Genomic DNA, 23,634 nt, shown 5'->3' with positions numbered 1-23,634 from the left:
AGAGAAAGAAACATCGATTTCCAAAGTAGCGGCGAGCGAAATGGAAAGAGGCCAAACCGGAATGCGTGCATTCCGGGGTTCGGACCGCATAATTGATTCGTCAATCCTAGCAGAAAGGTTTTGGGAAAGCCTGCCAGAGAGGGTGAAAGCCCCGTAAGCGAAAGGAAAGATGACATGGCGGAATCCAGAGTACATCGAGACACGAGAAACCTTGATGGAATGAGCGGGGACCACCCCGTAAGCCTAAATACTCCTTAGTGACCGATAGCGCATAGTACTGTGAAGGAAAGGTGAAAAGGACCCCGGGAGGGGAGTGAAAGAGAACCTGAAACCCTGTGTTTACAAGCTGTGGAAGTGCTTTATATGCACAACCGCGTACTTTTTGTAGAACGGTCCGGCGAGTTACGGGTACCGGCAAGGTTAAGCACTTAAGGTGTGGAGCCGAAGGGAAACCAAGTCTGAATAGGGCGTCAAGTCAGTATCCGTAGACCCGAAACCGGGTGATCTACCCATGTCCAGGTTGAAGTTGCCGTAAAAGGCAATGGAGGACCGAACGCACATCCGTTGAAAAGGGTGGCGATGAGGTGTGGGTAGGGGAGAAATTCCAATCGAACCCGGAGATAGCTGGTTCTCCTCGAAATAGCTTTAGGGCTAGCCTCATTTTAGTCTTATGGAGGTAGAGCACTGAATTTCCGCGGGGGCGTCAAAGCTTACCAAAGAATATCAAACTCCGAATGCCATGTAGATGATGAATGGGAGTCAGACTGCACGAGATAAGTTGGGCAGTCAAAAGGGAAAGAGCCCAGACCACCAGCTAAGGTCCCAAAGTGTGTGTTAAGTGGAAAAGGATGTGGGATTTCAAAGACAACTAGGATGTTGGCTCAGAAGCAGCCACACATTCAAAGAGTGCGTAACAGCTCACTAGTCGAGAGGTCCTGCGCCGAAAATGTCCGGGGCTAAAACACAACACCGAAGCTGTGGAATCACGTAAGTGATTGGTAGAGGAGCATTCTTAAGACCGACGAAGCTGTACCGGAAGGAGCAGTGGAGGGATAAGAAGAGAGAATGCCGGAATGAGTAGCGAGAGAGAGGTGAGAATCCTCTCGGCCGAATATCCAAGGTTTCCAGAGTAAAGCTGATCTGCTCTGGGTAAGTCGGGGCCTAAGGAGAGGTCGAAAGACGTATCCGATGGACAACAGGTTTAGATTCCTGTACCACATATGAACAGAACTGTGGGGACGCATGTGGAGAGCACGAGCCGGGAATGGAAATACCGGTACAAGCGGAGAAGGAGTCTGGTTGGCAAATCCGCCAGGCAATCCGAAGACGTGATGTGGAGCGAATTAAAGTAGCGAAGCGTGTGAGCCATGTGCCGAGAAAAGCCGCTATTGTTTCATGTGTGCCCGTACCGTAAACCGACACAGGTGGATGAGGAGAGAATCCTAAGGCCGGCGGAAGAAGCATTGTTAAGGAACTCGGCAAAATGACCCCGTAACTTCGGGAGAAGGGGTGCCTGCTAACGCAGGCCGCAGAGAATAGGCTCAAGCAACTGTTTAGCAAAAACACAGGTCTATGCGAAACCGAAAGGTGAAGTATATGGGCTGACGCCTGCCCGGTGCTGGAAGGTTAAGAGGAGAGGTTAGCGTAAGCGAAGCTTTGAATTTAAGCCCCAGTAAACGGCGGCCGTAACTATAACGGTCCTAAGGTAGCGAAATTCCTTGTCGGGTAAGTTCCGACCCGCACGAAAGGCGTAATGATTTGAGCACTGTCTCGACAATGCATCCGGTGAAATTGAAGTACCAGTGAAGATGCTGGTTACCCGCGCCAGGACGGAAAGACCCCATGGAGCTTTACTCCAGTTTGGTACTGGGATTCGGTACTGCATGTACAGGATAGGTGGGAGACTAAGAACTTGGGACGCCAGTTTCAAGGGAGTCGCTGTTGGGATACCACCCTTGCAGTATTGGATTTCTAACCAGCCGCCGTGATCCGGCGGTGGGACAATGCCAGGCGGGGAGTTTGACTGGGGCGGTCGCCTCCGAAAGGGTATCGGAGGCGCTCAAAGGTTCCCTCAGAATGGTTGGAAACCATTTGAAGAGTGCAAAGGCAGAAGGGAGCTTGACTGCGACACCGACGGGTGGAGCAGGTAGGAAACTAGGACTTAGTGATCCGGTGGCATAAAGTGGGATTGCCATCGCTCAACGGATAAAAGCTACCCTGGGGATAACAGGCTTATCACTCCCAAGAGTTCACATCGACGGAGTGGTTTGGCACCTCGATGTCGGCTCATCGCATCCTGGGGCTGTAGCAGGTCCCAAGGGTTGGGCTGTTCGCCCATTAAAGCGGTACGCGAGCTGGGTTCAGAACGTCGTGAGACAGTTCGGTCCCTATCCGGCGCGGGCGGAGGATATTTGAGAGGAGCTGTCCTTAGTACGAGAGGACCGGGATGGACGGACCACTGGTGTATCTGCTGTCGACCAACGGCATGGCAGAGTAGCCAAGTCCGGAAGGGATAAACGCTGAAGGCATCTAAGCGTGAAGCCCCCCTCAAGATGAGATATCCCTCACATAAGTGAGTAAGATCCCTTGAAGACTACAAGGTAGATAGGGCAGAGGTGGAAGCACGGTAACGTGTGGAGCTGACTGTTACTAATCGATCGAGGGCTTGACCAAAAAGTTTGTTGGATGATTTCTGTATGAAGTTTTGAAGGTACAATTTTTATGGCCCAATGGCTCAGTTGGTTAGAGCGCCGCCCTGTCACGGCGGAGGTCGCGGGTTCGAGTCCCGCTTGGGTCGTTTTTATATGGGATCTTAGCTCAGCTGGGAGAGCATCTGCCTTACAAGCAGAGGGTCATAGGTTCGAGCCCTATAGGTCCCATTTCTTATTATATATGCCGATGTGGCTCAATTGGCAGAGCAGCTGATTTGTAATCAGCAGGTTATCGGTTCGAGTCCGATCATCGGCTTTTCACATAATTTCATATTGTGTGTAAATGGGCAGATTCCCGAGTGGCCAAAGGGGACAGACTGTAAATCTGCTGCAAATTGCTTCGGTGGTTCGAATCCACCTCTGCCCATTCTTTTGATAACAAATATTATCAGAAGTAATTTCATAGCGCGGGATGGAGCAGTCTGGAAGCTCGTCGGGCTCATAACCCGAAGGTCATAGGTTCAAATCCTATTCCCGCAACTCAATGCGAAAGCATTTGTGCCCAGTTAGCTCAGTTGGTAGAGCAGAGGACTGAAAATCCTCGTGTCTCTGGTTCGATTCCGGAACTGGGCATTGTGTTTTGTTTAAAAATAATATGGGATACTAGCTCAGTTGGTAGAGCACCTGACTTTTAATCAGGTTGTCGGGGGTTCGAATCCCCCGTGTCTCATTAGGAAATGAAGAGCGGAAAGCCGGTAAATTCAAGGCTTCCCGCTCTTTTTATGCCATTTTCCCAGTAGGGAAAAGTAAGCAAAAGTTGATGATTTTTAATGTCCGCAGCGCGTCCGCAAGGGGTATTTTGACACCAATGTCCGCAGTGCGTCTGCAAATTAAACCGCCAGAATATCATTCACGACCGCCGCGGCATCTTCTTTCTCGTCCATGATGTGGTTGTAGACGTCCAGCACCATCTTTTCGGTGTCACCCATCAGCTGGGCGATTTTTTTAATGCTGATCGCAGGTACCTGATAGCAGAGGTTTGAGCAGTAGTTGTGCCGGAAGATATGGGCGGTCAGATCAGATATGACTGGGAACGCACCGGTACCACCGGCGGCATGGTTCATTTTTCTCACGATCAACTGCCACATCTTGACATACGCTGAATGTGTCATGATGGACCCATCACGGCAGGTAAAAAGGTATGAGCCGGGCAGAGCAGCCAAATACTCTTTTAGGTATGCGGCGGTGGCTGCCATGTCGATTGTGAACCGGATCTGCATGTTCGTCTTCTCGGTCGGACTTGGAATCGGTCAGGGATTCCAGCCGGTGTCGGCATTCAACTATGGCGCAAAAAAATACGGAAGGGTCCGGAAGGGCTTCTATTTCACACTCACAGCGGGAGAAGTGCTGCTCGGCGCGATTGCGGTCATCGGGATGTTTTTCCCGGCACAGCTTGTGGCGGTATTTCAGAAAGATCCCGAGGTGGTGGCGATCGGAGAGGGGGCGCTCCGGGTCCAGCTTGTGGCGCTGTTCTTTCAGCCGATGACGGTCTGCGCGAACATGATGTTTCAGAGCATCTGGAAAAACGGCAGGGCGATGTTGCTTGCCATGTTGCGGAATCTTATGTATTATAGTGAAAAAAGGTTGACAGTCCCGGCATAAAGCTGTATCATACTTAAGTGGATTCACACTGCAACGCGTTGCAGTGTGAAAATATAAGAAGATACCATATGCAGCAGTGCGTATGACAGAAAGGATCAATAGATATGGAAATGGAGATGGAATTTTTGCGGAAGCTGCCTACTCCGCAGGAGTTAAAGGAGCAGCATCCGGTCAGTGCACAGATTGTAGCTACCAAGACGAAGAGGGATGACGAGATCAGGAATATTTTTGAAGGAAAATCGGACAAGCTGATTCTTGTGATTGGCCCATGCTCAGCAGATAATGAGGATGCTGTGATCGACTATATTTCAAGACTCCGCACGGTGCAGGAGAAGGTGGCGGATAAGATTTTTATGATTCCGCGCATTTATACCAACAAGCCGCGCACGACCGGAATCGGTTACAAGGGCATGCTGCATCAGCCGGATCCGGAGCGGGAATCAGATATGCTAAAAGGGATCATTGCGATTCGTCACATGCATATGCGGGCGGTGGAAGAGACCGGCTTTACCTGTGCGGACGAGATGCTCTACCCGGAGAATCACCGCTATCTTTCGGATCTGCTGTCGTATGTGGCGATTGGAGCACGCTCGGTAGAGAACCAGCAGCACAGACTGACGGCAAGCGGCGTGGGAATTCCGGCAGGAATGAAGAATCCGACCGGCGGAGATATTTCCGTTATGATGAACTCGATCATTGCGGCACAGCACGGACATACGTTTTTATACCGTGGCTGGGAGGTCAAGACGACCGGCAATCCGTATGCACATGCCATTTTGCGCGGATATGTGGACAAGTTTGGCAGAAATATTCCGAATTATCATTATGAGGATCTGCAGAATCTGCTGGAGCATTATGAAGAGGCGAAGGAAGCCGGACACGAGCTGGCACATCCGGCGGTCATCATAGACACGAACCACTCCAATTCCAGCAAGCAGTTTATGGAGCAGATCCGCATCAGCAAGGATGTCCTGCACAGCTGTAAGGTGTCAGGAGAGATAAGAAAGCTGGTGAAGGGACTGATGATCGAGAGTTATATAGAAGACGGAGCACAGAAGGTCGGTGACGGCTGTTACGGAAAGTCGATCACGGATCCGTGCCTGGGCTGGGAGAAGACCGAGAAGCTGATCTACGAATTGGCGGAACTGTGGTAAAGGAGAGAGAATGTACCGGATATTGATCGTGGAGGACGATGAGATCATTGCGCGAAGCTTAAAAAAGCATCTGGAAAGCTGGGATTATGATGTGGTCTGCGTGGAGGATTTTTCCGATATTATGAAGGAGTTCGCGGGGGCGGCGCCCCAGCTGGTGCTGATGGACATCAAGCTTCCCTTTTACAACGGGTACCACTGGTGCAGCAGGATCAGGGAGATGTCGAAGGTTCCGGTAATCTTCGTGTCGTCGGCGTCGGATAATATGAATATCGTCATGGCGGTCAATATGGGCGGCGATGATTTCATTGCCAAGCCGTTCGATCTGGATGTGCTGACCGCGAAGATTCAGGCGCTTCTGCGCCGCACCTATGATTTTGCCGGGCAGAATACGGTGCTGGAGCATAGAGGCGCACTCTTAAATCTGGGCGATGCGACACTCACCTGCGGGGAGACGCGGGTGGACTTAACGAAAAACGAACTTAAGATACTGCAGGTGCTGATGGAGAACAAGGAGAAGATCGTGTCCCGCGATACGTTGATGACGAAGCTGTGGGAAAGCGACAGCTTTGTGGATGAGAACACCCTTTCCGTCAACGTGGGAAGACTGCGGAAAAAGCTGGATGCAGCAGGACTTCCGGATTTTATTTTGACGAAGAAAGGAATCGGGTACCATATCGGGTAGGGGATTTTGATGAAGCAGAAAATAGGAAGATCCTACATAAAATGCCGTCTGAAATGGATTGCCGCAGTGACTGGCTGCGGGATCGTGATGACGGCAGTCTTATTTTTAAATGAAGTGCCTGCCGGGGAGATTGCCTACGGCATGCTGTTGTGTCTGGGAATTCTGCTGCTTGCAGTGACGATGGATAGGATAAGTTACGGCAGACGGCACAGGGAACTGCTGGCATTGCGGCAGTCAATAACGGTATCGCTGGAGAATCTTCCGGAACCCGGCGAAATCCTGGAGGAGGATTATCAACGGCTGCTTGGGCTTTTGGCGGAGGAGAAAATGCGTATCTGGAATACGGCAGTCAGCGAAAAGCGCGATCTGATGGAATACTATACCATGTGGGTGCACCAGATCAAGACGCCGATTGCGGCGCTAAAGCTTTTAATCGAGGAGGAAGCGGATATTCCCGGTGCAGAGGAGCCTTTGGGAGCGGACAGGGAAAGGCTGCAGCGGCAGAGGGAGAAGCGCAAGGATGAAGAACTACAGCAGCTGTTTGCGATTGAGCAGTATGTGAACATGGCGCTTTCGTATATGCGTCTCGGATCGGAGACCACGGACTTTGTGCTGCGGCAGACAGATCTCGACGAAGTGATCCGGATGGCGGTGCGCCGCTATGCGAGACATTTCATCAGCAAGAAGATCGTACTGCACTACGAGGAGACGGGGGCACGGGTGCTCACCGATGAAAAATGGCTCGGCTTTGTCATCGAACAGCTGTTGTCGAATGCGCTCAAGTACACGCATGAGGGGAGCATTACGATTGGGATGGAGGAGGGACGCCTTACCATTACCGATACGGGGATCGGAATACGCGCGGAGGATCTGCCGAGAGTCTGCGAAAAAGGCTATACCGGATATAACGGTCATGCCAACCAGAAATCGACCGGAATCGGGCTGTATCTTTGCAGCACAATTTTAAAAAAGCTGGGGCACAGCTTTACGATCACATCGCAGGAAGGAACGGGAACCCGGGTGATGATCGGCTTCCCGGAAGAGTCATAGAAGAATCTTACAAAAACGTAAGAAACAGCAGAGAAATGTAATCCAAAGAAATGGCTTGCATTTCTCTGTTTTGTTATACTGGGTACAGTCAAGGAAAGGAGAGAGACACATGGCTATTCTGGAAGTTCATAATTTGAAAAAAATATATACAACAAGGTTTGGGGGAAATCAGGTGCAGGCGCTTGCAGATCTGAATTTTTCCGTGGAAAAAGGGGAGTATGTCGCAATTATGGGAGAGTCCGGTTCAGAAAAGACGACACTGCTTAATATTCTGGCGGCGTTAGACAAACCGACCGCGGGGGAAGTGCTGTTGAATAATAAGAACATTGTGACACTCGGCGAGAGGGAGATTTCCAAATTCAGAAGGGAGAACCTGGGCTTTGTTTTTCAAGATTTTAATTTGCTGGATCATTTTTCATTAAAAGATAACATTCTTCTGCCACTTGTCCTGGCAGATGCACCGGTGCAGGAGATGGAGGAGCGGCTTTGGCCGATTGCCGAAAAGCTTGGGATCGATGTGCTGCTTGAGAAATATCCTTATGAGGTTTCCGGCGGACAGAAGCAGAGGGCGGCGGTTGCCCGCGCACTGATCACCCGTCCGCAGCTGATTCTGGCAGATGAACCGACGGGGGCGCTGGATTCCAGGGCGACCGACGGACTGTTGAAGCTGTTTGGCACGATCAACGGGGAAGGACAGACGATTCTTATGGTGACACATTCCACGAAAGCGGCGAGCCATGCCAACCGGATTCTTTTTATCAAGGACGGCGAAGTATTTCATCAGCTGTACCGCGGGAATATGACGAATGAGGAGCTGTATGTGCGGATTTCGGATACGCTGACGGTTCTTACCACCGGCAAAGAGGGAGGCTGTCATGCGTAAGTTATATGTCAAACTGGCAGCAGTCAATATCCGCAATAACAGACAGCTTTACCTGCCGTACCTTCTGGCGGGGGTGTTCTCGGCAGCGATGTTCTATCTGGTAATGTCCATTCAGGATAACCCGGGGCTGGAGCAGATGAGAGGCGGCGCCTATGTGGCGGTAACGCTGCTGCTCGGAGTGATCATTGTCGGACTGTTCGCGGCGATTTTCCTGTTTTATACCAACAGCTTCATCATGAAGCGGCGCAAGCGGGAATTGAGCGTATACAATATACTTGGGATGGAGAAGAAACATATCGCCAGGGTGCTTTTTCTGGAAATGCTGTTTACGGCGGCGGTTACGATCGGCGGAGGCCTGTTGTTCGGCATTGCATTCGGCAAGCTGATGACGATGCTTTTGTACCGCATGACAGGATTCAACCAGAGCGTTCCGTTTACCATTTCGCTGACGGGATGCCGCCACACGCTGGTGCTTTTCGGCTGTATATACGCGGTCACACTTTTCTATAACTTTATGCAGATAAAGCTTTCCAATCCGATGGAACTGCTGCACAGCGCCAATGCGGGAGAGCGGGAGCCGAAGACGAAAGTGCTGCTGGCGGTGATCGGAGCGGCGGCACTCGGCGGCGGCTATTATCTGGCGCTTACGGTGGCGGACGCAGTCTCTGCCATTACCATGTTTTTTGTGGCGGTGCTGCTTGTGATTCTGGGAACGTATTGTCTGTTTACTGCGGGCAGTATTGCCGTACTCAAACTGTTTCGGAAAAATAAAAACTATTATTACAAATCAAGACATTTTACGACGGTTTCCGGTATGATCTACCGGATGAAACAGAACGCGGTGGGACTTGCCAATATCTGTATTCTGTCGACGATGGTTCTGGTGACGGTTTCTACCACCCTGTGTATGTATCTGGGAGTGGAAGACGCCCTAAAACGGCGTTTTGCACATGAGGTGTCTGTGGTGTCCTACTATAATGCAATGCCGGAACATCCGGAGGAAGTGGATGCCCTGGCGGAAGCATCCCTGAAGGATTCCGGACGGGTACTGACGGGGCACAGCGCCATGTTGAACATGTCGCTGACCGCGGTGCGCACGGACGATGGATTTTCCGTGACCGGCATCGGGGCAGGCACAGATTACAGTATTAGTGATGTGGTGCTGCTCACGATTCTGCCAAAATCCGATTGGGAGAATTACACCGGTGAAACGGTCGGGGAACTTGGCTGCGGAGAGATTGCACTGGCAGCATCCTCTGCCTATGAAAAAGGGACGTTGGCGCTTGACAACGAGACATATCAGGTAAAACAGATCTACGCATATCCTGAGACGGATCACGATTATCTGGATGACATGGCAGACGACAGTGTATTTATGATTGTGCCGGATAGGGAGGCGCTGGGGCAGATTTTTACGGAGTTGAAACAGAACTGGGACGAGGAGCGTGTAAGCCTGCAGATCAAATACAATATGGCGTTTGACATAGACGGAACAGCAGAAGAAAAAGTGGCAGCGGAAAATACGCTTCATGCGGCGATTACCGCATACAATGACGGGCATCCGTCGGATGATGCAAAGGACTCTTATTCTAGAACGTATGTCGAATGCCGGGCACAGAACCGGGATGAATACTACAGCTTAAACGGTGGTCTGCTTTTTATCGGTCTGTTTCTGGGCGCGATGTTCCTCATGGTGACGGTGCTGATCATTTTTTACAAGCAGATCTCGGAAGGCTACGAGGACAAGGAACGGTATGCCATCATGGAGAAGGTCGGCATGAGCAATGCCGAGGTAAAGCGGAGTATCCGTACACAGATCCTGACGGTATTTTTCCTGCCGATCGGGGCAGCAGTACTTCATGTTGTCATGGCATTCCCGATGATCAAATGGATTCTGGCGGCGTTCAGCCTCAACAATACCGCACTGTTTGCCTTATGCGTTGCGGTTACGGCATTGGTGTTTCTGCTGATTTATCTGCTGGTGTTTGCGCTGACTTCCCGCAGCTACTATAAGATTGTGGGGAATCAGGTTTAGGGAAAATGGTTCCCACCATAAAATCCAAAAACTCTTCCAGTGTCATTTTAGGGTTCTGCAGCCAGCGAATGACACTGGCGAGAAGGCCGGACAGGTAAAAATCGGCAAGAAGTGCCATCTCGTAATCGTCATGTCCCTCCGAGGGAACAAAATAACGGTTTAAGAGGGGCCATACCACTTCTTTCAGGCGGGTCGCAAAATGCGGGTCGCCATGATCGCTTAAGAGTACAGCAGCATAGGTTTCATATGTCTGCATCAGATCTAAAAGAATTCCCATCTGACCGGAAAGGTCAAAGGTATCATTTTTTTCCAGAGAATCATTCAGAACATCTGTAATTTTCCCGAGGATTTCTTCCTCAATCTGATGAAGAAGATCATATACATCATTATAGTAGAGATAAAAGGTGCCGCGGTTGTAACCGGCAAGCTCGGTAATCTCCTTGATGGAGATTTTTTCTATCGGTTTTTGCGCGTAGAGAGACCAGAAAGCGATCCGCAGATTATTTTTGGTCTGTTCTGTGATATGGGGCTGCTTTTTCATGAAAACCTCCCGGTATAAGATTTGTGTTCATTTTGTCTTCACGTAAATTATAGCACGACAACGTGTTGTCTTCAATTTTTTAACACGTGCGGAGAATCTGTTGATTGATGAAAGGCAGCGCGGGGAGTACATTAGGCATAGAAAATGGAATCTGCATAGAGATAAAAAACAGAGTCTGGGAAGAAAGGCGGCCTTTTATGGCATATATCGAATTTAATAATGTAACGAAGGAATATAAGACAGGTGAGACTTCGATCAAAGCGCTGGATGGAGCCTCATTTTCTGTGGAGAAGGGCGAACTGGCAGTGATTCTCGGTTCCTCCGGTGCAGGGAAGACGACGGCGCTCAATATTTTAGGCGGAATGGATGTGCCGACTGCGGGCGAGATCAAGGTGGATGGCAGAGATATTGCAAAGTATAACAAAAAGCAGCTCGTCGGATACCGGCGTACCGATATCGGGTTTGTATTCCAGTTCTACAATCTGGTGCCGAATCTCACAGCGATAGAGAATGTGGAACTTGCGGCGCAGGTGTGCAGAAATTCGCTCGATGCCGGGGAGATGCTCACAAAAGTGGGACTGGCGGACCGCAAAAATAACTTTCCGGCGCAGCTTTCCGGAGGAGAACAGCAGCGGGTGTCTATCGCGCGTGCGATCGCCAAGAATCCGAAACTCCTGCTCTGCGATGAGCCGACGGGAGCGCTTGACTATAACACCGGAAAACAGATTCTGCAGCTGCTGCAGGATACCTGCCGGAACGATGGGATTACGGTACTTCTGATTACGCACAACTCTGCGCTGGCACCGATGGCTGACCGCCTGATCCGCTTTAAGAGCGGAAAGGTGACAGAGATTACCTGCAATGCGCACCCTACGCCGATCGCGGAGATCGAGTGGTAGCGGGGCAGAAGAGAAAGGCAGGGATACTGATGAAGAGTGCATATAATAAGGAGATATGGCGGGCGATCCGCAAGGGGAAAAAACGGTTTTTCTCCATCATGCTGATCACGATTCTGGGTGTCGGAATGCTCACCGGATTGCGGGCTGCCTGCATGGATCTGCGCTATTCGGCAGATCAGTTTTATGACAGACAGGGACTGTACGATATCAGTGTCGTCTCGACGCTCGGACTTACGGAGAAGGATGTGGATGCGTTAAAGGCACTGGACGGTGTCGCGGATGCGGTCGGCGTCTACAGTGAGACGGTACATGCGAAAGTAAACGATCATGAGGTCAGCATTGCAGTCTGCACGTTGAATGACAGGGGAATCAATCAGCCGTATGTGTTGTCCGGCAGGCTGCCGGAGAGTGCGGATGAGACCGCCGTTACAACCGCGTTTGCCGATGAGACGGGATGCGGCATCGGGGATGTCATCGCGGTGGATACAACAGATGATGAGGAGTCTTCGCTGCTCTGCAGCCGCTTTACCGTAACGGGAATTGTGGTGGATGTGCAGGATGTCAACAATGCAAAGGGAGCGACGGCGTTCCGCTCCGGGCAGTCGGAGGATGACACTGTGTTCATCTTGCCGGAGGCGGCAGACAGCGATATTTACACACAAGTCTGCCTTACCGTCGATGGTGCTGCAGAATTGTTCTGCTATTCCGATGCCTATGAGGAAAAGGTCGCACAGGTGACGGATGCGATTGAAACGCAGATTAAGGAAAATCGGGAGCAGGCACGGTACGTGGAAGTCACGGATGAGGCGAAAGAGAAGCTTGCGGATGCGAAAGCGGAGGCGGAAGAGTCCTTTGCTGAGGCAGAGCAGCAGCTTTCCGATGCGAGAGCAGAGCTGGATAAGGGCTGGCAGGAACTTTCCGACGGCCAGGAGGAATTTGATGCGGAAAAACAGCAGGCGGAGGATGGTTTTGCGGAAGCGAGAGATGAAATTGCCGCGGGAAAGCAGCAGATTGCCGATGGCAGCGCGCAGCTGGATGCAGCGGAGCAGCAGCTTTCGGAAGGCGAGGCGCAGGTGGCATCCGGTAAGCAGACGCTTTCGGCAAAGGAAGAGGAAACCTATGCACAGTTAGACGCGGCACGCGCACAGCTTACAGAGAGCAGTAAACAGGCAGCGGAGACGGAGGCGGCATTGGAAGCGCAGGCGCAGGAGGTCATCCAGGCGTACGGGGAAGCATGGCCCGCTGAGGCCTGGGACGCCTATGTGCAGGCGGCAGTGGAGGCGTATTTACCCGTAGCAAGAGCGGTGGTCGCAGAGCAGGATGCCTCGCAGGCACAGGCGGCGGTGCCGGGACTGGTGGCGGACAGCCAGAGTGCGTTTTTGGAGGCGCTGCAGCAACCCACAGCCGATCAGCTGGTACAGCTTGCAATGGGACTGGGAAATGTGCGGGCGACAATCCAGGCGCTCGGCGAGGCACAGGCGCAGCTGGATACGGCAGAACAGACGGCACGGCAGCAGTTTGATGCGGCATGGAACGAACTGAACGAAGGGGAAGCACAGATCATCTTCGGAAAATCGCAGATTGCCGATAAGAGAGCAGAGCTGGAGAACGGCAGTATGGCGCTTTCCGAAGGCGAGGCGCAGCTGGCGCAAAAGGAACAGGAGACTGCGGCGCAGATAAAGGACGGTGAGGAAAATCTCGCCGAAGGACGGGAAAAGCTGCTTGAAGGTGAGACGGAATACGCGGACGGCAAGGCAGAATATGAAGAAAATCTTGCGGACTTCAATGAGACGATTGCGGAGGAAGAGCAAAAGATTGCGGACATTGACATGACACAGTGGTATGTACAGGATCGCACGTCTCTGAGCGGTTATGCCAATGTGAAGAGCGATGCGGCGTCGATTGAGGCGATCGGTACGGTGTTCCCGATGGTATTTTTCGTTGTTGCCATTCTCATCAGCCTGACGACGATAACCCGTATGGTGGAGGAGGACCGCGGTCTGATTGGAACCTACAAAGCGCTCGGCTTTACGGATCGTGAGATCCGCAGAAAATATCTGGTGTATGCATGTGCGGCGAGTGTGTCCGGCGGAATTCTGGGAAATGTGTGCGGATTTGTTCTTCTGCCGGAGATTATTTTCCGGATTTTTGATACGATGTATCTGTTCCCGGAATATCTGCTGCGCTTTATGCCGCTGCTCGGATGTGGCGGAGCTGCACTTTTTGCGGCCGGAATTGTCATCGCTACCGCCTGTGCATGTAAAGCGGAACTTGTACACATGCCGGCAGTTCTGATGCGGCCGAAAGCGCCGCGCGCAGGCTCCCGCGTACTGCTGGAGCGCATCACGCCGGTATGGAAGCGCCTGTCATTTCTCAATAAAGTGACCGCCCGCAACCTGTTCCGCTATAAAAAGCGTCTTTTCATGACCGTAGCGGGAATTATGGGATGCATGGCGCTCTTACTTTTCGGATTCGCGGTGAGGGATTCGGTGACAGACCTGCTGCCGCGCCAGTATGAGAATGTGTACCGGTATGATGTCATGGCGGCGGGGGCAGCATCCGACAATGACAAGATTCTTTCCTATGTAAATGGGGATCCGAATGTGCAAAGTGCGCTGAACGTGCAGATTTCCACGGTGAAGCTGAAGAATGCTGCCGGGAAGGAAGAAAAGGCACAGATGATTGTCGTGCCGGGGGATGAGCCTCTTGCAGAGTACATTGGTCTGTACAATCTTAAGGATGAGGAGATCGGCCTTTTGGACGGCGAGATTCTGGTGACGCAGAATGCGGCAAATGTGCTTGGGTTTGCGGCCGGCGATCAGGTGGAGATTCAGGATCAGGATCTGAATCAGCGGGAAGTGACGGTAAGCGGTCTCGTCCGCAATTACCTCGGCAATAACGTCTATATGACAGAGAAAACCTATGAATCGCTGTTTGGCGATTATGAACCGAACGGAGTATTTTTAAAGTTGTCGGAAGAATGTTCGGATGAAATTGCCTATGCAGATGATCTCGGCGGAAAAGAGGGTATCGTGTCCTACACCAGCAAGCAGGAGCTTTCGGATGAGTTCTCGGATGCGTTCACCCTGATCAATATGGTGGTCTACATTGTGATTATCATGGCGGCGGCGCTCGCGTTCGTGGTTTTATTTACGCTGTCTACGACGAATATTTCCGAGCGGAGCAGAGAGCTGGCGACGATTAAGGTGCTGGGATTTTTTGACCGTGAAGTGCATCTGTATGTCAACAAAGAGACCATGATACTCACGGCGATCGGCATTGTCTGCGGAATTCCGCTGGGATATGCGTTTGCGCAGACCTTAACGTATGTTTTGAACATGCCGTCGATTTATCTGGCGGTGTCCCTTCACGGGAAAAGCTATGCCATGGCGGCAGGCCTCTCATTTTTGTTTGCGATCCTGGTGGATCTGCTGACGAACCGCTCCCTGGATGAAATTGATCCGGTGGAAGCTTTAAAGAGTGTAGAATAGAAAAAGCGCCGGCACCGATGGGTGAAGTTCATCGGTGCCGGCGCTTTTGGGATGTGTTACATCCTGTGTTTTATGATGCGGATGTCAGAATCTGCATCGTTTATCCTGTGGGTAATTAACATCCGAGGTTAAAGTATTTGCAAAGAGCAGTAAATAACTCGGAACAGCTATTGAAGTTAAAGCACATAGTTTCGTCCTCCTTATTCTTATTTGTGTTAGCTAAGCACAAAAGAATTGTAACAATTATGTAACAATTCTGCAATAGGAGGATATTGGAAATAGGATTACGCTTCAAGCTCTATTATGATATGCGAAAAGTGCGGCGGGGGGTCTGACCACCAAAGACAAAATAAAAGCCCGGTAAAATCCATAATGGATTTTACCGGGCTTTTTGGAATAAGCAGACAACGGGAATCGAACCCGCCTCCTCAGCTTGGGAAGCTGATATACTACCGATGTACTATGTCTGCAAAACACATACTATTATTATAGCGTAAATAAAAAAGATTGCAACCACTTTCTGTGAGAGATCAGTGTTGAAGTGGAGATGAATATGATATAATGAACTCTGACGAGTTCATATTAGAAGTTCCTGCGGAACTTCGGATGCGCAGAAGTCGGCGCAGAAAAGAGGATATAATGTTCGCGAAGGCAAAAGTGGGCATGAAACAAAGACGTGGATGATAGGGCGAATACCCGTCAGTACGGGAAATCTTTGATTTCCCGTACCGGCACTGCGATACAGGAAGAGGGAAATCCAATGAAAACAGTTGCAATCGTGGCGTGTTCCAACGGGCAGAAAGAAGAATATCGAAGCCAGAACGAGGAACTGGCACGGTATCTGGAGGAAACGGGACACAAGGTTTTATGGAGCAATGATATCTATGAAAAAAATGCCGCATTTTCAGGTACGGGAGCAGAGCGCGCCGCGGAACTGATGCGTTTCTTCAATGACCCGGAGGTGGAGGAGATCTATGACATTTCCGGAGGAGATCTCGCTAATCAGGTGCTGGACGGGCTGGACTATGCCGCCATCCGAAGAAGCAGGGCGGTTTTCTGGGGCTACAGCGATCTGACGACGGTCATCAACGCCATCTATGCACAGACCGGGAAAAGCAGCGTGCTCTATCAGGTCAAGAACATGGTCTGGGGAGAGGGAAAAGAGGTGCAGCGGCGGAGATTTGAGAACCGTGCGGCGCTGTTTGACCCGCAGGTTCGCTTTGTGCAGGGGGAGAAGATGGAAGGCGTTGTTGTCGGCGGGAATATCCGCTGCTTTTTGAAGCTGTCGGGAACCCGCTATTTTCCGGATCTTTGCGACAAGATTCTGCTGCTGGAAGCATACGGCGGCGAAGTGCCGCAGATGGCGACGTATCTGGCGCAGCTAAAGCAGCTGGGGGCGTTTGAGAAGGTCGGAGGAATTTTGCTCGGAACATTTACGGCGATGGAGGCGCATGCGTGCAGCCCGGATATCACTGCATTGGTGAGGGAGGCGGCAGGGACGCAGATTCCGATCGCAAAGACACAGGAAATCGGTCACGGAAATGACGCGAAAGCGATCCGGATCGGAGAAAGGATATACTGCGGCGGAGACGAAGAATGTCGAAGCGTTGTTACAGATGCTGAAAGGAGACAGTTGGAAACCAGATGAAAAAAGAGATGACATACACAGAACTAGCGAAAGAGACGGCAATCCTGACGGCTGCCGTGGCGATTATCGCCACAGCCGTATACTTTTTTCTGGTGCCGAGCCACGCATCCGTCAGCAGCATTTCCGGTCTTGGAATCGTGCTGTCCAATTTTATACCGCTGCCGTTGTCCGCGATCACGATGATCTTAAATGTTGTGCTTTTAATTATCGGATTTTTTACCTGCGGAAGGGAATTTGGCGTGAAGACGGTTTACACCAGTGTGGCGCTGCCGGTGTTTCTGGGAATTTTTGAGAGAATCTTCCCGGATTACGAATCGCTCACCGGCAGCCAGGAACTGGATGTGCTGTGCTATATTCTGGTGGTCAGTGTGGGACTCAGCATTCTGTTTAACCGGAATGCGTCTTCCGGCGGACTGGACATTGTGGCAAAGATCATGAACAAATATCTGCATATGGAGCTGGGAAAAGCCATGTCGCTGTCCGGCATGTGTGTGGCGCTTTCGGCGGCACTCGTCTATGACAAGAAGACGGTTGTGCTCAGTATCCTCGGTACATATTTCAACGGTATTGTGCTGGATCATTTTATTTTTGACCATGACATGAAGCGCCGTGTCTGCATCATCACCGAAAAGGAAGAAGAACTGCGCAAGTTTATCATAGAGGATCTGCACAGTGGAGCGACGATCTATGAGTCGATCGGTGCATACAATATGCAGAAGCGGAACGAAATCATCGCCATCGTGGACAAGGCGGAGTATCAGAAACTCATGAATTATATCAGTCGTGAGGACCCACATGCATTCATTACGGTATACACGGTGTCAGATATCCGCTATCAGCCGAAGCGGCAGCAATGAAGAATGCGATACAACTGTTGTAAAAGGGAGAAACATACATGGAAATCTATGATAACGCAGACAGTTCATACAAAACTGCCGGGGCGGAAACCTACTATCTGCCGGTTCTTTATACGGAGGACGAGCGCAGCAGCTACGCCGCATGGGGCATCAAAAAAGAAAAACAGTTGATGCCGTTTGCCATTGTGACGATCATCATTGACGCGTTTGTGCTCTGTGCCACGGTCGTTTATCTGTTTGCGGTACAGCGGCAGACGCCGGCATTTTCCGTCTGGCTTTCCTGTTGGGGCGGTGTGGTCGGCGATGTCTCCTACGGTATGGCGCTGGTCTTGACGGTTCTTATTTTAAAGCCGCTTGACTGGCTGTTTGATAAAATCATGCACAGACCGGAGCAACCAAAGATGTTACAGGTGACGCCGAAGGAAACGGGCGTCTCGTATCTCATTCTTCGCGGTACAACGGTACTTGCGCAAGGACTGCTCCCGTGGAATGCGTGGGAGGCTGCGCTCACTGTGGAGACGAATGAGATATTGCTCGAGGGGCAGAGACTGCGGATCGGAAGCAATACGATCGCATCGATCTATCCGCCTGAGAAACAGAAGCCGTGGATGGATCATCCGGCGGAGCAGATAACGGGAACCATCAGCCTGGCGCATATCCGGAAAAATATGCAGGGGTACCGGGCGTCCCTGGAAGAACAGAAAAGGGAAGCAGAGTGGAGACGGCAGAATCCATAGATCTGCCGGTGGAAAATAAAAGAAAATGGAGACAGACACAGATGAGATATCCGAAAAATTTATCCGAACATGGAACGATCGGTTTTGTGGCGCCATCCTTCGGGTGTGCGACTGAGCCGTATCACACCGCATTTTTGAACGCACAGAAAAAATTCCGGGAAATGGGACATCCCCTGGATCTCGGACCGAATTGTTATGCCGACTGCGGAATCGGGATCAGCAACACGCCGGAGGCGTGCGGCAGAGAACTGACAGAGTATTATTGCAGCGATAAGAATGAGGTGCTGATCTCCTGCGGTGGCGGGGAACTGATGTGTGAGACACTGGACGCGGTGGATTTTGAACAGATCCGGGCAGCGGTACCGAAGTGGTACATGGGATATTCCGACAATACAAACATGACATATCTTTTAGCGACGCTCTGTGATACCGCATCGATCTACGGCCCGTGTGCGGCAGCGTTCGGCATGGAGCCGTGGCATCCGAGTCTTTCGGATGCATATGCACTTCTGCGCGGACAGAAGCATACGGTAAACGGATATGATCTCTGGGAAAAGGAAAGCTTAAAAGATGCCGAGCATCCGCTTGTGCCATACCATGTCACGGAACAGCGAATTTTGCATGTTTTCCCGGAACCGACGGAGGCACTTACGGTGCAGGGACGCCTGATCGGCGGATGTGTGGACTGTCTGGTGAATCTTCTGGGGACAACTTATGATAAAACAACCGGGTTTGTGGAAAAGTATAAGAATGACGGTATGATCTGGTTCCTGGAATCCTGTGATCTTAATGTGATGGCGATCCGGCGGGCGGTCTGGCAGATGAAGCATGCCGGCTGGTTTTCCCATGTGAAAGCTTTTCTGATCGGAAGACCTGCCGTCTACGGGCAGGAACTGATGGGGCTGGACCAGTACCATGCGGTGTGGGATCTGTTGAAAGATTACGGGGTGCCGGTCGTTATGGATGTGGATATCGGACACCTTGCACCGATGATGCCGCTGGTGTGCGGAAGCTATGCAACGGTGCAGGTGAACGGAAATGACATCTCCGTGAAGATGGAATATTTATAGAATAATGTTAATATTTTTGCCGATGCCGGTGTTTAAGAGGGTATCCAGATCCAGACTCTGGGATACGATCTGTGCCGCGGTGGTGACAGTGCCATCATCCAGTTTCTCTGTGGTGCCGGATGAAGTGGTGCCGTCTGCTGCGGAAGAACCTGTGGCAGCGGCATTTTTTTTCTGCATCAGCAGGTTGTTATCAGAGGTAACGAGCGCCTCACCGCGGTTTGCAAACCGTTTGGCATACGTTGAAGTGCGCTGCATGTAAGTCGCGTCAGCGGAAAACAGTTCTTTGAACTTGGAGAGATCTGCGCTTTCAAACAGGGTGGTACGGCTTGTGAGCGTGCCGTCATCATTGACGGTGATGCCGATCTTGTCAAGTTCGGAAGAATATTCGCTTGTAATATTTTTCAACTGCTTTGCATTGCGCTCTAAGGTACGGTCCGAGGAACTGCCGGCAGAGGAAAGCATGTTGTTGTAGGTCTGGATATAGGCGAGCACGCTGTTGCGCGTATTGGTGCCCTGGTCGTCCGAAAAATCAGAGGATGTCAGCCGGCGCACTGCCTTGCGGAGCGCCCTGCCGTCGGCGAGAGCGAGCTGGTTGCCGCTGAATTCACGGCGTTTGGAGGAAGTGCCGGCTTCCCGGTCGGAACGGTAGAAACTGCGCAGGTAATATTTGGAACTTAAGGTGGTGCCGGATCCGATATACGCTGTATTTGACATAGTGATTCCTCCTTAAAAAGATTCTCTAATATGTTTCGGCAGAATGCGGCATAGAATTAACCATAGAAAACAAAAAACGGATATGCTATACTAAATTCCAAAGAATTCGCCTGAAAGCAGGAAATACGAATTCTGGTAAATGGGATGTGTGAGAGGAGGATATCATATGGAAGCAATGATCTGGATAGGTCTGATAATTCTTTTTGTGTTGGTTGAGATTGCGACGGTAGGACTGACGTCCATCTGGTTCGCAGGGGGCGCGCTGATTTCCCTGATTCTGTGCCTGTGCGGCGTGGGACTGGGCTGGCAGATCGGCGTATTTTTCGTGGTCTCCCTGGTTCTGGTGGCATTTACCCGGCCGTGGGCGATGAAGTATTTAAAGCCGCACCTGATCCGGACCAACTACGAGCAGGCGATCGGTGAAAACGTGTGTCTGACGGAGACGGTGGATAATCAGAGAGGAACCGGCACTGCGGTCTACAAGGGACAGGAGTGGACGGCAAGAGCCAGCGAGGATGGAAAAAGATATGAGGCGGGAACGATCGTGAAGGTAAAGGAGATCCGCGGTGTGACCATGTATGTCACGGAAAGCGGACTGATGCCGCAGGTTCCGACACCGCCGCAGACAGAGCAAGAGGCAGAATAATATGAAGCTTGGAATGGTATTTGAGGGAGGCGCCAACCGTACGGTGTTCTCCTGTGGAGTGATGGATGCGTTTCTGGAGGAGGGGTTGATGCCGGATTATCTGATCGGCGTCTCCGCCGGGATTGCGTACGGTGTATCCTACCTGTCGGGGCAGAAGGGCAGAAATATAGAGGTAGTGGAAAATTATATTGCGGACAAGCGGTATATGGGCATGCGGCATCTTTTTAACCGGAACGAAAAAGCGTATTTTAATACGAAGTTCGTGTTTGAGGAAGTGCCGAATGAACTGATTCCGTTTGACTATGACGCGTTTGCGGCGTATCCGGGAAAAGTCGAAGCGGCAGTGACCAACATTCATACCGGAAAAGCCGAATATGTCGAAGTGCCGAGGGGACGGGATATGCGCGATACGCTGGTGGCGAGCTGTTCGCTGCCGATCCTTTTCCAGCCGGTGAAGCTTGGCAGACATTATTATCTGGACGGCGGGATTGCCGATTCCATCCCGTATGAACACGCATTGGCGGAGGGATGCGACAGACTCATCGTGGTGCTTACAAGAGAACGCGGATATGTGAAGAAGACGGAGAAAGCAGTCCGCCTTACGGATAAGCTGTACAAGAAATATCCGAAGATTGTGGAGAGCATGGATTCCCGGGCGGAGCGCTACAATGAATGTATGACCAGACTGCAGGAACTCGAGCAGGAGGGAAAAATCCTCGTCATCGCTCCGGAATCCACTTATGGGGTGGGACGGACAACCACGGACGTCATCAAGCTCCGGAGACTTTACGACGAGGGTTATGAACTGACAGAAAGAAGCATGCAAAAACTGCGTGCATATCTGGGATAAGAAAGAGAGAAAACAAACGATGAAGATTGTATTTTTGGATGCAAAGACAATTGGTGACGACATTGATCTGTCCGGTTATGATGCTCTTGGTGAAGTTGTAAAATACGGATTTTCCACACCCGAGGAGGCAAGAGAGCGCACCCGGGATGCGGATGTGATTGTTCTCAACAAAGTTGTGATCAACGAGCAGTCCATCGGCGAGGCGGAGCACTTAAAGCTGGTATGTGTGACGGCGACGGGAACCAACAATCTCGACAAGGAATATCTGGATCAGCGCGGGATTGCATGGCGCAACGTGGCGGGCTATTCCACGGAGACAGTGGCACAGCATACGTTTGCGTTATTGTTCTATTTGCTTGAAAAGTTACATTATTATGATGAGTATGTAAAATCAGAAAAATATGTGGGAGATGTTTCCTTTACACATTTTGACAATGTGTTTCATGAGCTGAGCGGAAAGACATGGGGCGTCATCGGCCTGGGCGCGATCGGCAGAAGAGTGGCGGACATTGCGGGTATGTTCGGGTGCCGGGTGCTCTACTATTCCACCTCCGGAAAGCACGATCAGCCGGGATACGAGAGAGTGGATTTTGACACGCTGCTCGCGGAGTCGGACATCGTGTCGGTGCATGCGCCGCTGGATGCCAACACGGAAGGGCTTATGAACGCCGGGGCGTTTGCAAAAATGAAAAAATCTGCGATTTTCCTGAACCTTGGAAGAGGACCGATCGTGGTGGAGAAAGATCTGGCGGAGGCGTTAAAGAACGGTACAATCGCTGCAGCGGGGCTGGATGTGCTCTCGGCGGAGCCGATGCGGGCAGACAATCCGCTGCGTGAGATCAAGGACAGTGATAAGCTGATGATTACGCCGCATATCGCATGGGCAAGCATTGAGGCACGCGCGCGTCTGATGAAGATCATTGAGGGACAGATCCGGGAATTTTTCCATCTGTAAAAGAATGCGCCTATTTGGGGGCGCATCAGCTTGGAATCTGCGCATCCAGACCGCTGTGGAAGGACAGATTGCCGTATTCTTTTAGAAATTCCAGAGTGAGCTGTTTCTGCAGCTCACTTTTTGGTTCTGTATGCAGTAATGTGTGAAGCTTTCGCATCATGGTAAGGCAGCGCGCACTGCTTTTTTCGTACAGATCAAAAAAGCTTTCTGTGGAGACGCGTGTGGCATCCCAGGGATTCTTCCAGGAGGCATGCCTCAGGTTAAAAGGATCCGTGCGGAAAAACAGTGTGTCGCTCGGTATCAACGGGGAAAATAACGGGTATCCCAGAAAATGCTTCTCCATGAACCGGAAAAGAACCTTTTTTTGTCCGGTTTCATCGTGAAGAATCCGCATGCCGAGCGGAAGCGAGATGATTCCCATCCACATGGTGCTGCGATGAATGGAAAGTTCGGGGAATGCGTAATGATAGGCATCGTACAGGAGCCCGGCAATCACGCGTTTCTGGGCAAAAGTCAGCTGGATCGTATCGGCGGCGTGGAATTCACAGGGTGTCTTGTGGCGCTTTCTGGCAAGCAGTTCGGTGTCGATCTCTGTCTCGAGATAGGCATGTCTGGAAAAATAGCTTTTCTCCTTCTTGTCATGGTAATGCGTCATGGCATAGATATAGGGATGGCATGTGGTGTCGAGCAGATAGTGCCCCAGGAAACCGGAGATGTAGGCTTCGGCAATGCCCCGGTCTGCGGCGGACGAGAGACGCCCGTAACTTTCCAGCAGTCCGTGAAAAAAGGCACGCGGCTCCGTGGTGTGTGCGAGGGCACCGAGATTGTGGCGGTGCAGGGCATAGGACGGAAGATAATAGAAAAACAGATCCGGTCCCTGCAGTCCGAACGCATAAGCGCTGCGGTTATAAAACAGATTTTTTTTCTGGGAATTACATTTTAACTGGTGATAGATTTCTTCGCCAAACAGATAATGTGTAACAAAACCTGGCATGGGAATTCCTCCTTTCGTTCATCATGAGTATAACCATTTTACAGGAAGGTGTTAAGTGAGGAATGGAAGATTTAAGAAAAATGTAATAAAACAAATAGATTGACAATCAAAAAAA

19 protein-coding genes, 8 tRNA genes and 1 rRNA gene (1 of these 28 cut by a window edge) are annotated in these 23,634 nt (G+C 51.0%); 23 read left to right on the top strand and 5 right to left on the bottom strand.

Going from position 1 to position 23,634, the window contains the following annotated elements:
• From RHOM_RS13905 to RHOM_RS13870, 8 genes are all read left to right on the top strand, one after another.
• Positions 1-2,673: ribosomal RNA gene (locus RHOM_RS13905) — 23S ribosomal RNA — on the top strand (it extends 216 nt beyond the left edge of the window).
• A gap of 50 nt (positions 2,674-2,723) precedes the next feature.
• Positions 2,724-2,797: transfer RNA gene (locus RHOM_RS13900), tRNA-Asp, on the top strand.
• A 9-nt stretch (positions 2,798-2,806) separates the two neighbouring features.
• Positions 2,807-2,879: transfer RNA gene (locus RHOM_RS13895), tRNA-Val, on the top strand.
• Between the two features lie 15 nt (positions 2,880-2,894).
• Positions 2,895-2,967: transfer RNA gene (locus RHOM_RS13890), tRNA-Thr, on the top strand.
• 29 nt (positions 2,968-2,996) lie between these two features.
• Positions 2,997-3,078: transfer RNA gene (locus RHOM_RS13885), tRNA-Tyr, on the top strand.
• Between the two features lie 39 nt (positions 3,079-3,117).
• Positions 3,118-3,191, top strand: a tRNA-Met gene (locus RHOM_RS13880).
• Between the two features lie 20 nt (positions 3,192-3,211).
• Positions 3,212-3,284: transfer RNA gene (locus RHOM_RS13875), tRNA-Phe, on the top strand.
• A gap of 24 nt (positions 3,285-3,308) precedes the next feature.
• A tRNA-Lys gene (locus tag RHOM_RS13870) sits at positions 3,309-3,381 on the top strand.
• 160 nt (positions 3,382-3,541) lie between these two features.
• Here RHOM_RS13870 and RHOM_RS13865 read toward each other — a convergent pair.
• Complete coding sequence (locus tag RHOM_RS13865) at positions 3,542-3,823, bottom strand: site-specific integrase (protein WP_408639123.1); 282 nt, start codon at positions 3,821-3,823, stop codon at positions 3,542-3,544.
• Between RHOM_RS13865 and RHOM_RS13860 the strand changes: the two genes are divergently transcribed.
• From RHOM_RS13860 to RHOM_RS13835, 6 genes are all read left to right on the top strand, one after another.
• Positions 3,822-4,313 (top strand): MATE family efflux transporter, encoded by a 492-nt coding sequence (locus RHOM_RS13860; RefSeq protein ID WP_143761738.1) that lies wholly within the window; start codon positions 3,822-3,824, stop codon positions 4,311-4,313. The genes RHOM_RS13865 and RHOM_RS13860 overlap by 2 nt on opposite strands.
• 104 nt (positions 4,314-4,417) lie before the next feature.
• On the top strand, positions 4,418-5,467 hold the full coding sequence (locus RHOM_RS13855) for a 3-deoxy-7-phosphoheptulonate synthase (RefSeq protein WP_044024699.1): 1,050 nt from the start codon (positions 4,418-4,420) through the stop codon (positions 5,465-5,467).
• 10 nt (positions 5,468-5,477) lie between these two features.
• Positions 5,478-6,149 carry a response regulator transcription factor gene (locus RHOM_RS13850; protein ID WP_014080929.1) on the top strand — a complete coding sequence of 224 codons (672 nt, stop codon included), beginning with the start codon at positions 5,478-5,480 and terminating at the stop codon, positions 6,147-6,149.
• Positions 6,150-6,158: 9 nt separating this feature from the next.
• A complete protein-coding gene (locus RHOM_RS13845) occupies positions 6,159-7,199 on the top strand; it encodes a sensor histidine kinase (RefSeq protein WP_014080928.1) in 1,041 nt (346 codons plus the stop codon).
• Positions 7,200-7,308: 109 nt separating this feature from the next.
• Positions 7,309-8,082 (top strand): ABC transporter ATP-binding protein, encoded by a 774-nt coding sequence (locus RHOM_RS13840; protein ID WP_014080927.1) that lies wholly within the window; start codon positions 7,309-7,311, stop codon positions 8,080-8,082.
• On the top strand, positions 8,075-10,117 hold the full coding sequence (locus tag RHOM_RS13835) for an ABC transporter permease (protein WP_014080926.1): 2,043 nt from the start codon (positions 8,075-8,077) through the stop codon (positions 10,115-10,117). The genes RHOM_RS13840 and RHOM_RS13835 overlap by 8 nt, the downstream gene beginning before the upstream one ends.
• Here the strand turns inward: RHOM_RS13835 and RHOM_RS13830 are convergent.
• Positions 10,029-10,658, bottom strand: a complete 630-nt coding sequence (locus RHOM_RS13830) for a TetR/AcrR family transcriptional regulator (RefSeq protein ID WP_044024698.1) — start codon at positions 10,656-10,658, stop codon at positions 10,029-10,031. The genes RHOM_RS13835 and RHOM_RS13830 overlap by 89 nt on opposite strands.
• A gap of 197 nt (positions 10,659-10,855) precedes the next feature.
• Between RHOM_RS13830 and RHOM_RS13825 the strand changes: the two genes are divergently transcribed.
• Together RHOM_RS13825 and RHOM_RS13820 are read left to right on the top strand one after the other, a co-directional pair.
• Positions 10,856-11,557, top strand: a complete 702-nt coding sequence (locus tag RHOM_RS13825) for an ABC transporter ATP-binding protein (protein ID WP_014080923.1) — start codon at positions 10,856-10,858, stop codon at positions 11,555-11,557.
• A 29-nt stretch (positions 11,558-11,586) separates the two neighbouring features.
• Positions 11,587-15,048 (top strand): ABC transporter permease, encoded by a 3,462-nt coding sequence (locus RHOM_RS13820; RefSeq protein WP_044025065.1) that lies wholly within the window; start codon positions 11,587-11,589, stop codon positions 15,046-15,048.
• Positions 15,049-15,447: 399 nt separating this feature from the next.
• Here the strand turns inward: RHOM_RS13820 and RHOM_RS13815 are convergent.
• Positions 15,448-15,518: transfer RNA gene (locus RHOM_RS13815), tRNA-Gly, on the bottom strand.
• 290 nt (positions 15,519-15,808) lie between these two features.
• Between RHOM_RS13815 and RHOM_RS13810 the strand changes: the two genes are divergently transcribed.
• From RHOM_RS13810 to RHOM_RS13795, 4 genes are read left to right on the top strand one after another with little or no spacing between them, the layout of a single operon-like run.
• The gene (locus RHOM_RS13810) at positions 15,809-16,696 is read left to right on the top strand and encodes an LD-carboxypeptidase (RefSeq protein WP_014080920.1); all 888 of its coding nucleotides are present in this window, start codon (positions 15,809-15,811) and stop codon (positions 16,694-16,696) included.
• Positions 16,693-17,553: a YitT family protein gene (locus RHOM_RS13805; protein ID WP_014080919.1), complete on the top strand. Its 861-nt coding sequence runs from the start codon at positions 16,693-16,695 to the stop codon at positions 17,551-17,553. Before RHOM_RS13810 ends, RHOM_RS13805 begins: the two co-directional genes overlap by 4 nt.
• 38 nt (positions 17,554-17,591) lie before the next feature.
• On the top strand, positions 17,592-18,290 hold the full coding sequence (locus RHOM_RS13800) for a hypothetical protein (protein WP_014080918.1): 699 nt from the start codon (positions 17,592-17,594) through the stop codon (positions 18,288-18,290).
• Between the two features lie 41 nt (positions 18,291-18,331).
• Positions 18,332-19,360 carry a S66 family peptidase gene (locus RHOM_RS13795; RefSeq protein ID WP_044025062.1) on the top strand — a complete coding sequence of 343 codons (1,029 nt, stop codon included), beginning with the start codon at positions 18,332-18,334 and terminating at the stop codon, positions 19,358-19,360.
• Here the strand turns inward: RHOM_RS13795 and RHOM_RS13790 are convergent.
• Entirely contained in the window at positions 19,355-20,074 is a 720-nt protein-coding gene (locus RHOM_RS13790) for a hypothetical protein (protein ID WP_014080916.1), read from the bottom strand. The two genes, RHOM_RS13795 and RHOM_RS13790, sit on opposite strands and share 6 nt — an antisense overlap.
• 166 nt (positions 20,075-20,240) lie before the next feature.
• Here RHOM_RS13790 and RHOM_RS13785 point away from each other — a divergent pair, with 166 nt between their 5' ends.
• The 3 genes from RHOM_RS13785 to RHOM_RS13775 are packed head-to-tail and all read left to right on the top strand — an operon-like array spanning position 20,241 to position 22,525.
• Entirely contained in the window at positions 20,241-20,720 is a 480-nt protein-coding gene (locus RHOM_RS13785; RefSeq protein WP_014080915.1) for an NfeD family protein, read from the top strand.
• A 1-nt stretch (position 20,721) separates the two neighbouring features.
• Positions 20,722-21,570, top strand: a complete 849-nt coding sequence (locus RHOM_RS13780; protein WP_014080914.1) for a patatin-like phospholipase family protein — start codon at positions 20,722-20,724, stop codon at positions 21,568-21,570.
• 19 nt (positions 21,571-21,589) lie between these two features.
• On the top strand, positions 21,590-22,525 hold the full coding sequence (locus RHOM_RS13775; RefSeq protein ID WP_014080913.1) for a D-2-hydroxyacid dehydrogenase: 936 nt from the start codon (positions 21,590-21,592) through the stop codon (positions 22,523-22,525).
• Positions 22,526-22,550: 25 nt separating this feature from the next.
• On the opposite strand, the gene RHOM_RS13770 is transcribed toward RHOM_RS13775, so the two are convergent.
• Positions 22,551-23,519, bottom strand: a complete 969-nt coding sequence (locus RHOM_RS13770) for a zinc dependent phospholipase C family protein (RefSeq protein WP_014080912.1) — start codon at positions 23,517-23,519, stop codon at positions 22,551-22,553.
• Positions 23,520-23,634: the final 115 nt, after the last annotated feature.

The sequence above is a fragment of the Roseburia hominis A2-183 genome (genome assembly GCF_000225345.1).
Classification (GTDB): Bacteria; Bacillota; Clostridia; order Lachnospirales; family Lachnospiraceae; genus Roseburia; species Roseburia hominis.
This window is presented reverse-complemented; position numbering and strand designations above follow the sequence as displayed.

What these genes read in the sequence shown, in the direction of transcription:
- RHOM_RS13810 (WP_014080920.1), top strand. Translation starts at nt 15,809, where the DNA reads ATGAAAACAGTTGCAATCGTGGCGTGTTCCAACGGGCAGAAAGAAGAA.
- RHOM_RS13790 (WP_014080916.1), bottom strand. Translation starts at nt 20,074, where the DNA reads ATGTCAAATACAGCGTATATCGGATCCGGCACCACCTTAAGTTCCAAA.
- RHOM_RS13795 (WP_044025062.1), top strand. Translation starts at nt 18,332, where the DNA reads ATGAGATATCCGAAAAATTTATCCGAACATGGAACGATCGGTTTTGTG.
- RHOM_RS13845 (WP_014080928.1), top strand. Translation starts at nt 6,159, where the DNA reads ATGAAGCAGAAAATAGGAAGATCCTACATAAAATGCCGTCTGAAATGG.
- RHOM_RS13800 (WP_014080918.1), top strand. Translation starts at nt 17,592, where the DNA reads ATGGAAATCTATGATAACGCAGACAGTTCATACAAAACTGCCGGGGCG.
- RHOM_RS13770 (WP_014080912.1), bottom strand. Translation starts at nt 23,519, where the DNA reads ATGCCAGGTTTTGTTACACATTATCTGTTTGGCGAAGAAATCTATCAC.
- RHOM_RS13850 (WP_014080929.1), top strand. Translation starts at nt 5,478, where the DNA reads ATGTACCGGATATTGATCGTGGAGGACGATGAGATCATTGCGCGAAGC.
- RHOM_RS13805 (WP_014080919.1), top strand. Translation starts at nt 16,693, where the DNA reads ATGAAAAAAGAGATGACATACACAGAACTAGCGAAAGAGACGGCAATC.
- RHOM_RS13820 (WP_044025065.1), top strand. Translation starts at nt 11,587, where the DNA reads ATGAAGAGTGCATATAATAAGGAGATATGGCGGGCGATCCGCAAGGGG.
- RHOM_RS13840 (WP_014080927.1), top strand. Translation starts at nt 7,309, where the DNA reads ATGGCTATTCTGGAAGTTCATAATTTGAAAAAAATATATACAACAAGG.
- RHOM_RS13785 (WP_014080915.1), top strand. Translation starts at nt 20,241, where the DNA reads ATGGAAGCAATGATCTGGATAGGTCTGATAATTCTTTTTGTGTTGGTT.
- RHOM_RS13825 (WP_014080923.1), top strand. Translation starts at nt 10,856, where the DNA reads ATGGCATATATCGAATTTAATAATGTAACGAAGGAATATAAGACAGGT.
- RHOM_RS13775 (WP_014080913.1), top strand. Translation starts at nt 21,590, where the DNA reads ATGAAGATTGTATTTTTGGATGCAAAGACAATTGGTGACGACATTGAT.
- RHOM_RS13860 (WP_143761738.1), top strand. Translation starts at nt 3,822, where the DNA reads ATGATGGACCCATCACGGCAGGTAAAAAGGTATGAGCCGGGCAGAGCA.
- RHOM_RS13830 (WP_044024698.1), bottom strand. Translation starts at nt 10,658, where the DNA reads ATGAAAAAGCAGCCCCATATCACAGAACAGACCAAAAATAATCTGCGG.
- RHOM_RS13780 (WP_014080914.1), top strand. Translation starts at nt 20,722, where the DNA reads ATGAAGCTTGGAATGGTATTTGAGGGAGGCGCCAACCGTACGGTGTTC.
- RHOM_RS13855 (WP_044024699.1), top strand. Translation starts at nt 4,418, where the DNA reads ATGGAAATGGAGATGGAATTTTTGCGGAAGCTGCCTACTCCGCAGGAG.
- RHOM_RS13865 (WP_408639123.1), bottom strand. Translation starts at nt 3,823, where the DNA reads ATGACACATTCAGCGTATGTCAAGATGTGGCAGTTGATCGTGAGAAAA.
- RHOM_RS13835 (WP_014080926.1), top strand. Translation starts at nt 8,075, where the DNA reads ATGCGTAAGTTATATGTCAAACTGGCAGCAGTCAATATCCGCAATAAC.